General features: G+C 68.1%; 14 protein-coding genes and 1 rRNA gene. 10 read left to right on the top strand and 5 right to left on the bottom strand.

Going from position 1 to position 13760, the window contains the following annotated elements:
* Window positions 1-178: 178 nt before the first annotated feature.
* Complete coding sequence (locus ACFQVD_RS39025; protein WP_343969301.1) at window positions 179-910, bottom strand: SOS response-associated peptidase; 732 nt, start codon at window positions 908-910, stop codon at window positions 179-181.
* A 328-nt stretch (window positions 911-1238) separates the two neighbouring features.
* Between ACFQVD_RS39025 and aroA the strand changes: the two genes are divergently transcribed.
* The 8 genes from aroA (at window position 1239) to ACFQVD_RS38985 (ending at window position 9581) form a co-directional block, all read left to right on the top strand.
* Window positions 1239-2516, top strand: a complete 1278-nt coding sequence (aroA, locus tag ACFQVD_RS39020) for a 3-phosphoshikimate 1-carboxyvinyltransferase (RefSeq protein WP_343969304.1) — start codon at window positions 1239-1241, stop codon at window positions 2514-2516.
* An 83-nt stretch (window positions 2517-2599) separates the two neighbouring features.
* The gene (gene rsgA, locus ACFQVD_RS39015) at window positions 2600-3652 is read left to right on the top strand and encodes a ribosome small subunit-dependent GTPase A (protein WP_343969349.1); all 1053 of its coding nucleotides are present in this window, start codon (window positions 2600-2602) and stop codon (window positions 3650-3652) included.
* 309 nt (window positions 3653-3961) lie between these two features.
* Window positions 3962-4765: a histidinol-phosphatase gene (gene hisN, locus ACFQVD_RS39010; protein WP_343969307.1), complete on the top strand. Its 804-nt coding sequence runs from the start codon at window positions 3962-3964 to the stop codon at window positions 4763-4765.
* 390 nt (window positions 4766-5155) lie between these two features.
* Window positions 5156-6154 carry a PstS family phosphate ABC transporter substrate-binding protein gene (locus tag ACFQVD_RS39005; RefSeq protein ID WP_343969311.1) on the top strand — a complete coding sequence of 333 codons (999 nt, stop codon included), beginning with the start codon at window positions 5156-5158 and terminating at the stop codon, window positions 6152-6154.
* Window positions 6154-7095 (top strand): phosphate ABC transporter permease subunit PstC, encoded by a 942-nt coding sequence (gene pstC, locus ACFQVD_RS39000; protein WP_343969314.1) that lies wholly within the window; start codon window positions 6154-6156, stop codon window positions 7093-7095. Before ACFQVD_RS39005 ends, pstC begins: the two co-directional genes overlap by 1 nt.
* Window positions 7095-7985, top strand: coding sequence for a phosphate ABC transporter permease PstA (pstA, locus tag ACFQVD_RS38995; protein WP_343969317.1), 891 nt, complete (start codon window positions 7095-7097; stop codon window positions 7983-7985). Before pstC ends, pstA begins: the two co-directional genes overlap by 1 nt.
* Before the next feature lie 29 nt (window positions 7986-8014).
* Window positions 8015-8842, top strand: coding sequence for a phosphate ABC transporter ATP-binding protein PstB (gene pstB / locus ACFQVD_RS38990; protein WP_386273554.1), 828 nt, complete (start codon window positions 8015-8017; stop codon window positions 8840-8842).
* Between the two features lie 82 nt (window positions 8843-8924).
* Complete coding sequence (locus ACFQVD_RS38985) at window positions 8925-9581, top strand: response regulator transcription factor (RefSeq protein ID WP_343969320.1); 657 nt, start codon at window positions 8925-8927, stop codon at window positions 9579-9581.
* Between the two features lie 14 nt (window positions 9582-9595).
* Here the strand turns inward: ACFQVD_RS38985 and ACFQVD_RS38980 are convergent, their stop codons facing one another.
* Together ACFQVD_RS38980 and ACFQVD_RS38975 are read right to left on the bottom strand one after the other, a co-directional pair.
* The gene (locus tag ACFQVD_RS38980) at window positions 9596-10597 is read right to left on the bottom strand and encodes a serine hydrolase (protein ID WP_343969324.1); all 1002 of its coding nucleotides are present in this window, start codon (window positions 10595-10597) and stop codon (window positions 9596-9598) included.
* A 128-nt stretch (window positions 10598-10725) separates the two neighbouring features.
* Window positions 10726-11619 carry a phenylalanine 4-monooxygenase gene (locus ACFQVD_RS38975; protein ID WP_343969327.1) on the bottom strand — a complete coding sequence of 298 codons (894 nt, stop codon included), beginning with the start codon at window positions 11617-11619 and terminating at the stop codon, window positions 10726-10728.
* A 131-nt stretch (window positions 11620-11750) separates the two neighbouring features.
* On the opposite strand from ACFQVD_RS38975, the gene ACFQVD_RS38970 reads away from it, so the two are divergent.
* Window positions 11751-12218: an Lrp/AsnC family transcriptional regulator gene (locus tag ACFQVD_RS38970; protein WP_343969331.1), complete on the top strand. Its 468-nt coding sequence runs from the start codon at window positions 11751-11753 to the stop codon at window positions 12216-12218.
* Window positions 12219-12242: 24 nt separating this feature from the next.
* Here ACFQVD_RS38970 and ACFQVD_RS38965 read toward each other — a convergent pair whose 3' ends face one another.
* Window positions 12243-12836 (bottom strand): TetR/AcrR family transcriptional regulator, encoded by a 594-nt coding sequence (locus ACFQVD_RS38965; RefSeq protein ID WP_343969334.1) that lies wholly within the window; start codon window positions 12834-12836, stop codon window positions 12243-12245.
* 118 nt (window positions 12837-12954) lie between these two features.
* Here ACFQVD_RS38965 and ACFQVD_RS38960 point away from each other — a divergent pair, with 118 nt between their 5' ends.
* Entirely contained in the window at window positions 12955-13404 is a 450-nt protein-coding gene (locus tag ACFQVD_RS38960) for a nuclear transport factor 2 family protein (protein ID WP_343969337.1), read from the top strand.
* A 128-nt stretch (window positions 13405-13532) separates the two neighbouring features.
* On the opposite strand, the gene rrf is transcribed toward ACFQVD_RS38960, so the two are convergent.
* Window positions 13533-13649 (bottom strand): 5S ribosomal RNA (gene rrf, locus ACFQVD_RS38955).
* Between the last annotated feature and the right edge of the window lie 111 nt (window positions 13650-13760).

Here is a 13760-nt window from a genome sequence, read left to right as displayed (position 1 = left end):
GGGGCGGCCTGTGAAGGGATCCCCAACTCTCCCGTCAGGCGCAAGGGGTGAGTTCTGGCGACGGTGAACCCGCCCGGTCGTCGCGAGTCACCGCTTTCCTCAGCGGATGCCCACTTGGCGGAAGTTTTACACCGGATCGACCGGCGTTTTCAGAAGAGCGGCCGACGGCCGCCCTCCTCTACCGCAGCGGCTCGACGAGCTCGGGGCTGTTGTTGCGCACCGAGTTGACCGCGGTGGAGACCGGGTAGACCTCCAGCCCGGTGGAGCCCGCGGGGATCAGGAACTCCCGCGCGTCGGTCACTCCCGGGTCGAGCCACTCACCCCACCGGTCGCGCTCGATCAGCATCGGCATCCGGTCGTGTACCGCACCGGCCTCGTCCACGGCGTCGGTCGTGATGATCGTGCAGGTCACCAGCCAGGAGAGCGGGTCCTCCTCGGCCCGGCCCCGGTCCCGCCAGAACTCGTACAGCCCCGCCATGGCCAGTACGCCGCCGTCGGCGGGGCGGACAAAGTAGGGCTGCTTCTTCGGCCTGCCCTTGGCGTCCTTCTCGTCGAGCACGACCCACTCGAAATAGCCGTCGGCGGGCAGCAGACACCTGCGCTCCGCGAAGGCCTTGCGGTAGGCGGGTTTCTCCGCCACCGTCTCCACCCGCGCGTTGATCATCTTTGAGCCGATGGAAGGGTCCTTGGCCCAGGCCGGGACCAGTCCCCAGCGGACCACGCGGAGCTGCCGGACCGGCCGGCCGTCCGGATCGGCCTTCGGCACCCGGCTCATCACCGCGTACACCGGTTTCGTGGGCGCGACGTTGTAGTCGGGCCTGAGTTCGTCGTCGGCCGCGCCGTCAAGCTCGACCTGGAACTCCTCCAGCAACTCGTGCTTGTCCCGCGTAGACGCGTATCTCCCGCACATATCCCCACCCTGCCACGCCCTGCCACAGCACGCCGAAAAACCCCACGGGGAAATGCCCACCCTCCTCTTCCCAAGGGACGACCCGTGAGGCCGCGCGGCCTCACTCCTTCCCAGAAGGGGCAGGCCGTTCACCCGCCCCAAGAAGCGCCCCAGGGGACATGCCCCATGCCCTCCCTTGGGGACTCCCCGTGAGGCCGCGCCGGCGACTGGACCGAGGAGAGGAAGGTCGCGAGGAACGAGCGGCCTTCCTCGACGAGGGAAGGAGCCGGGTAAGAGCGGCCTCACCGCGACGCGCAGCGTCGCCATCAACACAGCTAGGCTTTTGGGCATGTCCGTTCCGCTGTGGCCCGCGCCGACCGCGACCGAACCCGTCCGCGCGACCGTTCCCCTGCCCGGATCGAAGTCCGTGACCAACCGCGCGCTGCTGCTCGCCGCGCTGGCCGAGGGACCAGGCACGGTGCGGCTGGCGCTGCGCAGCCGCGACGCCGATCTGATGGCGGACGCGCTGCGGGCACTGGGCGCGACGATGACCCCCTCCAACGAGAGCGCCTCAAGCGTCGACTGGGCGATCACGCCCGGCCCCGTCATCAGCGGCGCCCACATCGACGTGGGACTGGCGGGCACGGTCATGCGCTTCGTGCCGCCCATGGCGGCACTGGCCAGGGGTGAGGTGTTCTTCGACGGCGACCCGCACGCGCGCAAGCGCCCGATGGGCCCGATCCTGCGCGCCCTGCGCGCCCTCGGCGCCGAGGTGACCGGCGACGCGCTGCCTTTCACCGTCAGGGGGCCGCTGACCGGCGGCGAGGTCAGGCTCGACGCGTCGGGCTCCTCTCAGTTCCTCTCCGGCCTGCTGCTGACCGCCGCGCGCTTCGAGAAGGGCGTGACGGTACGCCACGACGGCCCACCGATTCCCTCGCAGCCGCACATCCGGATGACCGTTCAAATGCTGCGCGAGTTCGGCGTCGTGGTGGACGACTCCGAGCCGGACGTCTGGCGGGTCGAGCCCGGCCCCATCGGAGCAAGGGACTTCACGGTCGAGCCCGACCTGTCCAACGCGGCACCGTTCCTGTCCGCCGCCATGGTGACAGGCGGCACGGTCACCATTCCCGACTGGCCCGTGCGGACGACCCAGCCGGGTGACCAGTTGCGCACGCTGCTGGCCGACATGGGCGCCTCGGTGGAGCACACCCCCGAAGGGCTGGCGGTCACCGGTACCGGGCGGATCACCGGAATCGAGGCCGACCTGCGCGACGTGGCCGAGCTGACCCCGACGATCGCCGCGCTGGCCGCTCTCGCCGACTCCCCCAGCAGGATCAGCGGTGTCGCCCACATCCGCGGGCACGAGACCGACCGGCTGGCCGCTCTGGTCGCGGAGATCAACGGTCTCGGCGGCGACGCGAACGAGACCGAGGACGGCCTGGAGATCCGGCCCCGACCGCTCACCGGCGGCGTGTTCCACTCCTACGCCGACCACCGGATGGCCACCGCCGGAGCGGTCATCGGGCTGGCCGTGCCCGGCGTCGAGGTGGAGGACATCGCCACCACGGGTAAGACCCTCCCCGAGTTCGCCTCGATGTGGGCGGACATGCTGCGCGGCGCGCGGTGAGGGGCGACCGGCCGGCAGGCCCAGGAGGCGCCCGGTAGTCGCGGCCCTTAGCGGGGCGCACCGGGCCGGACAAGGCGGAGAAACTGAGAAAGCGCGAGTACGACGAGGACGACGTCAGGGTCAGGCCGGGAAAGGGATCTCGGCCCCGGACCCGGATCCGTCCTGCCCATGAGAACGCGGTCCCGGCGTTCGTGGTCGCCGTCGACCGCGGGCGCTACACGTGCCTGGTCGAGTCGGAAGGCGAGCGTGGGCGCCGCCGCAAGCGGGACCAGGCGGAGGGCGCCGTGATGAGCGGCCGGGTCGTGGTCGCGATGAAGGCGCGCGAGCTGGGCCGCAAGGGAATCGTGGTCGGCGACCGGGTGGCCCTGGTGGGCGACGTCTCCGGGATGACCGACACGCTGGCCCGCGTGGTGCGGGTCGAGCCCCGTGCCTCCATGCTCCGCCGCTCCGCGGACGACACCGACAACACCGACGGCATCGAGCGCCCCGTGGTCGCCAACGCCGACCAACTCGTCATCGTGACGGCCCTGGCCGATCCGCCGCCCCGGCCCCGCATGATCGATCGGATGCTGGTCGCGGCCTTCGACGCCGACATCGAGCCGCTGCTCTGCCTCACCAAGTCCGACCTCGCCTCGCCCGACGAGTTGGTCTCGCTGTACGCCCCCCTCGGCGTGCCGTACGTGGTGGTCTCCAAGGGCGGCGACCTGGTGGAGGTGCGGGAGCGCCTCAAGAGCCGGATCAGCGTGCTCGTCGGCCATTCCGGGGTGGGTAAGTCAACCCTGGTCAACGCCCTGGTACCGGACGCCAACCGGGCCGTCTCACATGTGAACGCGGTGACCGGCCGGGGCCGTCACACCTCCACCTCCGCCGTCGCCCTCGAACTGCCGGAGAGCGGCTGGATCATCGACACCCCCGGGGTGCGCAGCTTCGGTCTGGCCCATGTCTCGGTGGAGACGGTCCTGGCCGGCTTTCCCGACCTGATCGAGGGCACCATCCAATGTCCGAAGGGCTGCAATCACCTCTCAGAGGAGTGCGCCCTGGACGCCTGGGTAGCCGCCGACCACGCCGACCAGGCCCGCCTGACCTCCCTACGCCGCCTCCTCGCCAGCCGCGAAGGCGCCCCCGACGACGACTAACCCCAACAAACACCACGAGCACGCGCCGACAACCGGGCCAAGAAGCACCTCAGGGACGTGCCCCATGCCCTCCCTTGGGGACTACCCGTGAGGCCGCGCCGGCGACTGGACTGAGGAGAGGGAGGTCGCGAGGTACGAGCGGCCTCCCTCGACGAGGGAAGGAGCCGGGTAAGAGCGGCCGAACCGCGACGCGTCAGCGTCGCCAAGGGCAGGCCCGAACCGCGACGCGTCAGCGTCGCCGGCAACTCGCGAGGAACGAGCGGCCCCACTCTCCTCAATTCGGTCACCAACGCGATAGCGTTGGCCTCCGTGACGGGTTATAACGACGATCTTCGCCTCGCGCACGTCATGGCCGACGCGGCCGACGATCTGACCATGCGTCGGTTCAAGGCCCTGGACCTGCGGGTGGAGAACAAGCCTGACCTCACACCGGTGAGCGATGCCGACCAGGCGACCGAGCAGGCGATCCGCGCGACCCTTGGCCGGGCCCGTCCTCGCGACACCATCATCGGCGAGGAGTTCGGCAAGAGCGGCTACGGCGAGCGCTCGTGGATCATCGACCCGATCGACGGCACCAAGAACTACGTGCGCGGAGTGCCCGTCTGGGCCACGCTCATCGCCCTGGTGGACCAGGGCCGCGTCGTTGTGGGCCTGGTCTCGGCCCCCGCGCTCGGCCGCCGCTGGTGGGCCGCCCGCGACGGCGGCGCCTGGGCCGGCAAGAGCCTCACCAAGGCCACGCGCTGCCAGGTCTCCTCCGTCGCCTACCTGGAGGACGCGTCGTTCTCCTACTCCAGCCTCGGTGGCTGGGAGGAGGCCGGGAAGCTCGACGCGTTCCTCGACCTGAACCGTTCCGTCTGGCGCAGCCGCGCCTACGGTGACTTCTGGTCACACATGATGGTCGCCGAGGGGGCGGTCGACGTGTCGGCGGAGCCTGAACTCTCCCCCTGGGACATCGCGGCGCTGACCGTGATCATCGAGGAGGCGGGCGGCATCTGGACCGACCTGTCGGGTGTCCCCGACATCGACGGCGGCAGCCTGCTGTGCAGCAACGGCCCCCTGCACACCAAGGTCCTCGAGCGCCTCGGCAGCGGGCCGCTCACCTTCCCCGTTTAGTCCCTTTCCGGGCGCCGTACGGCCTTCCGCGCACACCCGGGTACTCGCCGTACCCGTTGGCCCATCCCGGACCGTGTCCGTTCACCTTCCCCGGGATGTCGGGAGGGTGAACGGATCACCAGATCCGCGAGTACCGAGGCCGGGAGCGAGGGCGATCCGGCGCCCCTTCCCCGCCCACCAGGTCATATTTCCGGCAAAACCTTCCAAGGCGCAGCCCAAGGGCCCTACGCGGGTGCAAGCCAGGACGAAAATCCTGCCAAAGCCCAGGTATTCACATCCGTGGGTTCACCTCTTCCGGTGCCGGTCACGGCTCGTTTCACTTCCGTTCACTTTGCCCCAGTTTCATCGAAGACATCGAGAACGGATCTCACTACGGAGAAGGAACATACCGTGACCAGTGGACAGCGCCGCCTCAGCGCGGTGGCGACGGCCGCGCTCGTCGTTTCGCTCGCGGCCGCATGCGGTGGCGACGCCAAGCCCAGCAGTGACGGAAGCACCTCGTCCGCCGCCCCAGCCACCGAGGCGGGCGCGGCTCTGAGCGGCGAAGTCAAGATCGACGGTTCCAGCACCGTGGCTCCCCTCACCCAGGCCGCCTCCGAGCTCTTCGGCGAGGAGCAGCCGCAGGTGAAGGTGCCGGTCGGCACCTCGGGCACCGGCGGCGGCTTTGAGAAGTTCTGCGCCGGTGAGACCGACATCTCGAACGCCTCCCGCGCCATCAAGGACGAGGAGAAGGCGGCCTGCGAGGCGAAGGGCATCACGTTCACCGAACTCACGGTGGCGACCGACGCGCTGACCGTCGTGGTTCCCAAGGAGAACGACTGGGCCACCTGCCTCACCACCGACCAGCTCAAGAAGATCTGGGAGCCGGCGGCCGAGGGCAAGATCAAGACCTGGAAGGACGTCGACGCCAAGTTCCCCGCAGAGGCGCTGAAGCTCTACGGCCCCGGCACCGACTCCGGCACCTTCGACTACTTCACCGACGAGATCAACGGTGAGGAGGGTGCCAGCCGCAAGGACTACAGCCCGAGCGAGAACGACAACGACATCGTCACCGGTGTCTCGGGTGCCAAGGGTGGTCTGGGCTACTTCGGCTTCACCTACTTCGAGGAGAACGCCGACAAGCTGAAGGCCGTGGAGATCGACTCGGGCAGCGGTTGCGTGGCCCCGAGCGTCGAGGCGGCCCAGGGTGGCAAGTACACCCCGCTCTCCCGCCCGCTGTTCATCTACCCCTCCACCGCCGCGGCGAAGCGGCCCGAGGTCGCGGCCTTCCTCGACTACTACGCGTCCAACATCAACGCGATCGCCAAGGACGCCAAGTTCGTCCCGCTGAACGCCGAGCAGGAGGCCAAGCTCAAGGCTGACATCACGTCGCTGAAGAGCGCCGGCTGATGTCGGCACAGCACCGCACGACCGTTCCAGGGACCCAGGGGTCCCTGGCGCGGTCGCGCCCGCGTTACGGCGAGTTCCTGGTCAAGGCCGTTCTCCTGACCGCCGCCATGGTGTCGGTGGCGACCACGATCGGCATCGTCATCGCACTCCTCGAACCGACCGTCGAGTTCTTCGCCACGGTGAGCATCGGCGAGTTCTTCGGGTCCACCGACTGGGGACCGCTGTTCAACCCGCCGGCGTTCGGTGTCTGGCCGCTCATCGTCGCGACCGTGGAGATCACCCTCATCGCCGTCGTGGTCGCCGTGCCGCTAGGTCTGGCCGCGGCGATCTACCTGTCGGAGTACGCCTCCCGCAGGACTCGCAAGATCTTCAAGCCGGTGCTGGAGGTTCTCGCGGGCGTTCCGACGGTGGTCTTCGGCTTCTTCGCCCTCACCTTCGTCACGCCGCTGCTCAGGTACCTCTTCCCCTTCCTGGACCTGGAGGCCAAGAACGCGCTCGCCGCCGGCCTCCTGGTCGGCGTGATGATCATTCCGATCGTCGCGTCGCTGTCGGAGGACTCGATGGCCGCGGTGCCGAACGGCCTGCGCGAGGGCTCGTACGCCCTCGGCGCGTCCAAGATGCTCACCTCGGTGCGCGTCGTCGTCCCCGCCGCGTTCTCCGGCATCGTCGCCGCCATCATCCTGGCGATCTCCCGGGCCGCGGGCGAGACGATGATCGTCGCGATCGCGGGCGGCTTCAAGTCCGTCTTCACGCTCTACCCGGGCAATGAGATGTCCACGATGGCGGCCTTCATCGCCCAGGCCGGCTCCGGCGACGCCTCGGTCGGCTCGATCGCCTACAAGACCATCTTCGCGGTGGGTTCCCTGCTTTTCGTGATCACCTTCGCGATGAACTACCTCAGCGCCCGCATGGTCCAGAAGTATCGCGAGGTCTACGACTGATGGCCATCCTCTCCACCCCGCGTTCGGCCGTGCAACTGGCGAGCAAGGGACGTCCGCTCAAGGAGCACCTCTTCCGCATCGCGCTGATGGCCAGTCTCGCGATCGCTCTGGCGTTCCTGGCCATGCTGCTGCTCTACGTCGTCGAGAAGGGCTGGCCGCGGCTCAACTCGATGCTCTGGGAGAACCAGCCCTCGATCCGCCGCCCGGAGACCTCGGGCATTCAGTCGGGCATCCTGGGCACTTTGTGGATCATCGCGCTGACCGCGGTCATGGCCCTGCCCACCGGGATCCTCGCGGCGATCTACCTTGAGGAGTACGCCGACAAGACCAAGTGGTACAACAGGCTGATCGAGCTGAACATCTCCAACCTGGCGGCCGTTCCCTCGATCGTCTACGGCATCCTCGGCCTGGGCATCATCGCTCGCTGGCTGCAGTTCGGCTTCACGGTCATGACCGGCGCGGTCACCATCTCGCTGCTCGTACTGCCCATCGTCATCATCTCCGCGCGTGAGGCCATCCGCGCGGTGCCCCCGTCCATTCGCGAGGGCTCGCTGGCACTGGGCGCGACCCAGTGGCAGACCATCTACCGCCAGGTGCTCCCGGCGTCGATCCCAGGCATCGCGACGGGCTCGATCCTGGCCCTCTCCCGTGCGATCGGCGAGGCGGCCCCGTTCCTGATGCTCGGCGCCGCGACGCTGGTCCGGTTCAACCCCGAGGGCGTCTGGAGCAGTTTCACCGTCCTGCCGTTGCAGATCTACAGCTTCATCAGCCGGCCCCAGGAGGAGTTCAGCGTCCTCGCCTCCGCGGCGATCGTGATCCTGCTGGCGATCCTGCTCCTGATGAACTCGGTCGCCATCTGGCTCCGTAACCGCTACCAGAAGCGCTGGTGAGGTAAGAAATGTCCGAGATTGGAATTTCCGTGCCGAATGTGAACGTGCGCGGCCCCGAAGTCCCCCGTACCATCGAGGCCCTCGACCCGGTCTTCACCGTCTCCAACCTCAGCGTCTTCTACGGTGACTACGAGGCGGTACGCGGGGTCGACATGACCATCGGCAACCGTGAGATCACGGCCATGATCGGCCCGTCCGGCTGCGGCAAGAGCACGGTGCTCCGCTGCTTCAACCGGATGAACGACCTGATCCCTGGCGCCCGCGCGGTCGGCGAGATCCTGTACCACGACGAGAACCTGTACGGCGACCACGTGGACCCGATCGAGGTCCGCCGCCGGATCGGCATGGTCTTCCAGAAGCCGAACCCCTTCCCCAAATCGATCTACGACAACATCGCCTACGGTCCCCGGGTCAACGGGATCAAGGGCAACATGGACGAGATCGTCGAGGAGGCGCTGACCAAGGCGGCGCTCTGGGACGAGGTCAAGGACAAGATCAAGCAGAACGCGCTCTCCCTGTCCGGCGGGCAGCAGCAGCGCCTGTGCATCGCCAGGGCGATCGCGGTGAAGCCCGACGTCATCCTGATGGACGAGCCCTGCTCGGCCCTGGACCCGATCGCGACCACCAAGATCGAAGACCTGATGCAGGAGCTGACGCGCGACTACACGATCGTCATCGTCACCCACAACATGCAGCAGGCCGCCCGTGTCTCCGACCGTACCGCCTTCTTCACCGCCGAGGTCGACGGAGCCGGCGTGCGGCACGGCCGCCTGGTGGAGTTCGACGAGACCAGCCGCATCTTCACCAACCCCACTGACAAGCGGACCGAGGATTACATCACCGGTCGCTTCGGCTGACCCACATTGGAGGATCCGGGTGCTCCAGCCGCAGACGGCACCAGAAGTGGAAGGGGACAGACGGACGGCACCCATACTGCTGGTGGCCGATCCGGAAGCGGCCATGGTCCATGACCTGTCCGCGGCCCTGGAACGCGAAGGGGTGCGGGTCACGGGCGTCACCGACGGCGCCCAGGCTCTCCTGCAGGCCGGGGCGCTACGGCCCGACGTCGTTCTCGTCAGCGCCTCACTGCCGATCCTGGGGGCTGTGGAGTTCGTCCGCGCGGTACGGCTGACGCGGGCGATCCCCGTCCTGCTGGGCGTGGGCGAGGGACACGCCCAGCAGGCCGTCCAGGCGCTGGCCGCCGGGGCCACCGCGTGCGTGGCCCGCCCCTACCGGGTGCCCGAGCTGCTGCCCCTGGTCCACGCCGCGTTCACCGGCGAGCCCGGGGCCCGCCGGGTGCTCGTGGTCGGCAAGGTGGAACTCGACGTCAACGCCTACCAGGTCACGGTCGGCGGCCGGATCGTCCACCTGCCGCTGCGCGAGTTCGAGCTGCTGCACTACCTGATGCGTAACGCGCACCGCACCGTGACGCGGGAGCAGATCATGAGGCATGTCTGGAACTCCACGGACACCGCCTCGACCAACACCATCGCGGTACACGTCAAGCGTCTCCGCGCGCGTCTGGGCGATACCGACGACCAGCTGATCCAGACCGTGCGCGGAGTGGGCTACCGGCTGGTCGACAGGACCCCTTAGCGGATACCCGCCGCTCAGTTCGCGTCCGGCTCGCAGCCGTGTTCACCCCTGAAGGCTTCCATGACGCGTGCGGCCACGCCCTCGACCTTGGCGATGCCGGCACTCATGCTCGGACTGTCCTCGGTGAGGACGGCCACCGCGTAGTCGTGCCCGTGCCCGCGGATCAGTCCGGCGCTGACGACCACCCAGCGCCCGTTCGACGCGTGCCGCAGCCAGCCGTTCTTCAGCGACACCTGGTCGTTCTCGCACGCCCCCGCACTGATCCCCCACTTCTGGCCGGGGGTCACCCGCTCCATCAGCCCGAGCACCCGCCGGCGTTCCGCGGGGGCCAGCGGGCTCCTGCCCGTGGCCAGCGCCCTGACCAGCCGTACCTGGTCCTCGGCCGTGCTCCGCGTGGCGTCCCAGCAGTTCGGGGCCGCACACCGCCCGCCGGGGGTGTAGGTGCGCTTGAGGCCGAGCCTGCGGTTCGCACTGGCCAGCCCCTGCTCCAGGCCGATCCGCTCGTACAGCCGGTCGGCCGCTCCATCGTCGCCGAAGCGGATCATGTGCCTCGCGTCGGACCTCGCCTGATCGCCGAGCTCGCGCCACCGTGTGTCGAGCAGCAGTGCCGTCAGGATGCTCACCTTGGAGATGCTGGCCGTCGGCAGTTGGAGGGCACGGTGGTAGCGGTAGCGCCGGCCCGTGGTCAGGTCGCGCACCGAGACCGCGGTCCGGCCACCGCCGTACCTGACGAGAAGGCCGTCGAGAGTGCGCGTGAGCTTCCCGGGGAGGATCCTCGGCGAGCCGGCGAGCACCGTCCGCCCCGGGATCCCGAGCGCCATGGTGCCGGGGAAGGTGGGCGCGGGAACCGCTGCCAGGAACGGTGCCGGAGGAGGAGGCACCGATGCCGGTGCCGCCTGCCGCGTCGGGGAGGAGATGCTCACCGGCGTCAGGCCCTGGCAGGTGCTACAGGCGGTGACCTGCGCGGTGACCAGCAGGACAGCCGCCGCGACCACCCGGTGCCTGGCTCTCATCATCCACCCCAACCGTCTCCCCCATTACGTGACGATCGGGATATATCCCACAACAGGCACTAAGAAGATGATGAAGCGAAATCTAGCCAGAAAAAGGACTTACGCCTTGGGATGTCGCGCCGAACCTGCACCTACCCTTGGGGAACCTCGGCGATTAGCCGGGCGATGCTCTCGTCGTCGCAGGTCGCCCAGAACTCGCCGACGACGTCTTCGAGGTGCTTCAGCGACTCGGCCCGGAAGAGAACATCCTGATATTTCGTGATGTCGTAGTGCGTGGTGCCCATGACGGCGACGTCCAGCGGCCGGATGTCCATGCCCCGGAACTCTTCGATCTCCCCATAGGAGGACAGGATGCCCGCCCCGTACGCCCGCAGCTCACCCTGGTCCGTCATGACGCCGAACTCCATCGTGAACCAGAAGACCTTCGAGACGAACTCCAGCGCCTCGGAGCTCTCGACTCTCCGCGCCGCTTCCCCGGCCAGTCGGTAGAGCCGCGAGTAGCGGTCGGAGGCCAATGCGTTGGCGTGCCCGATCACCTCGTGGATCACGTCGGGCTCCGGCGTGTACAGCGGCGTGGAGTGGTGCCGGATGTACTGCGTGGAGTGGAAGAGCCCATCCGCCAGAACACCGTAGAAATCTCTGAGCGGCACCAGCCCCGCGGCCGGGATGTAGCGGAACCCGGTCAGTGGCTCCAGCAGATCGCCGACCTCCTGCAGCTGCGGGATGCGCTCGGCGGGCAGTCCGAGCCGCTCGGTCGCGGCCAGATACTCGACGGTGGCGTATTTGTGGTGCTTCAGGCTGAGTTCCCGGCTGACCAGTGCCCACACCTCGTGCTCCTGGGCGGTGTACTCGGCCGTCGGGATCGGCGTACCCGGCACGTACCCCACAGCGAGGGCCGCGATCGCGTTGCGGCGCGCACGGTAGACCGGATCGGCGAAACCTGGATGACCGGCGCCGAGGTGGACCTCGATCGTGCCGTCGTCACGGGTCGCCACCGGCGCGAAGTACTGCGCTTCTTCGAACATGTATGAAATGACAGCAATTCCTGGAAACATTGACAAGAGCGGCCAGTTTTACTGGGCGATCCGCACAGAACTGTACGGTCATACCGCACTTACGCTGGTCGAATCGCCCAGTCTGCTGCCATCCTGTTGAGATGTCTATCGACGAGTTGGACGGCCGCCTCCTGGTCACCATGCGCGCCAACCCGCGCATCGGCCTGACCGAGCTGGCCCGCCTGCTCGGCGTGGCCCGGGGCACCGTTCAGGCCCGCGTCGAGAAACTGACCGCCCGCGGCGTCATCGCCGACTTCGGCCCCACGGTCACCCCCGAGGGTGCCGGGTACCCGATCCTGGCCTTCGTCTCGCTACAAATCGCCCAGGGCCGCCTGGACGAGGCTGTACGGGCGCTGGAGCCCCTTCCCGAGATCCTGGAGGTCTACGGCACCAGCGGCCAGGCCGACCTGCTCTGCCGCGTGGTGGCCCGCAGCACCCCCGACCTCCAGGAGATCATCGCCCGCATTCTGGCCTCCCCCGCCGTCCAGCGGACCGACACCACGATCGCCCTCTCCGTCCAGGTCCCCTACCGGATCGAGCCCCTGCTCCGCGCCGCAGCCGAGGCCTGAACCGCGGCCGGATGCCGGCACCGGTCATCGACGGTCCGCGGACGCCCTGAGGCCGTCGAAGACGATGGCGAGCGTACGACGCTGGAGGTCGCGATCCCACCCAGCGTGAAGCGCTCCCTGGCAGATACCGGTGAGCAGCGCGATCACCTCGTCCGGCCGGACCCCCTCGCGGACCGTGCCGGCTTCCTGGGAACGGACCAGGAGCGTCGCGATCCCCTCGTGCAGCATCTGAACCGAGCTCGCGACCTGGAGATCGATCCCCGTCTCGGCGAGAAGCCCCACGACCGTCCTCTTCTGCGCCGCCTGTTCGACCATGCGGGCGACGAAGGTGAACAGCGCCTCGCCGGGTGCGTCGTCGGCCGCGAGAGCGGCCATATCCCGATCCAACCTGCCCAGGAGATCCTTCATGATGGCCTGCAGGAGTTCCTGCTTGGTCGGAAAGTGCTTGAAGACCGTACCGATGGCCACTCCAGCGCGGGCGGCGACCTCCTCCGTCGACGCCGACGGCCCCTTCTCCGCGAAGACCGCCTCGGCCGCGGCGAGAATCCGTTCCCGGTTACGCCGGGCGTCCGCGCGCATCGGCCTGGCACCGCCCGGCGAGGGCTTCGAGGACGTCATCCCAGCCGGCCTTCCCCGATCCTGGACGCCGAATACGGCATTGACAAAGTGAGTCTCCACTCATAATCATAAAGATGAGTCACCACTCATCTTAACTTCCATCAACGAGGAAACCATCATGCCTGAGACCACCATCACTCCCGGCCCTCGCGACATCTTCGAGCGCATGCGGCGGCACTGGCTTGAGAACCCCGGCGGCATCGGGGGCGAGCTGGCCGAGGACGCCGTCATCGAGATTCCCTTCGCCCCTTCCGGCAGGACCCGACGCTATGAGGGGCGGGAGGCGTTTCTTCACTTCGCCGGCCCCGAACAGGCCGCCTTCGTTCGGGAGTTCCGCTTCGACGAGGTTCGCGATGTGGTCATCCACGAAACCACCGACCCCGAGGTCATCGTCGTCGAGTACGAGCTCGCCGGCACCGTCATCGCCACCGGCCACCAGGCCGCCTCCGCCTTCGTCGGGATTCTCCGGGCACGGGACGGGAAGATCGTTCATTGGCGTGAGTACCAGAACACGCTGGCAATGATCGAGGTGCTCGGGCCCATGAGCGGAGCCGAGAACCTTCGATAGACAGGGCCACGGGACACCGGTACCGGAGAACACGAAGGCCCCCACCGCATGGTGAGGCCCCGGGAACGAAACTCCCCGGAAAACACGAAGGCCCCCACCGAAAGGTGAGGGCCTTCATATGAAAGATTGTCCGGCGGCGACCTACTCTCCCACACCGTCCCCGGTGCAGTACCATCGGCGCTGAAGAGCTTAACTTCCGGGTTCGGAATGTAACCGGGTGTTTCCCCTTCGCCATAACCGCCGTAACACTATGAAACACACAAACCACCGTTTGCTGTCTCAGAATTGCCTAGTGGACGCGAGCAAGACCCTGATCTGGCGCTGCTCCGGACCCGGCGAAGGGACAGAGCGCTGCA

This window comes from Streptosporangium amethystogenes subsp. fukuiense, from assembly GCF_042665875.1.
GTDB lineage: Bacteria > Actinomycetota > Actinomycetes > Streptosporangiales > Streptosporangiaceae > Streptosporangium > Streptosporangium fukuiense.
Note: the sequence above shows the minus strand (reverse complement) of the source record. Positions and strands in the feature narration are given on the sequence as shown.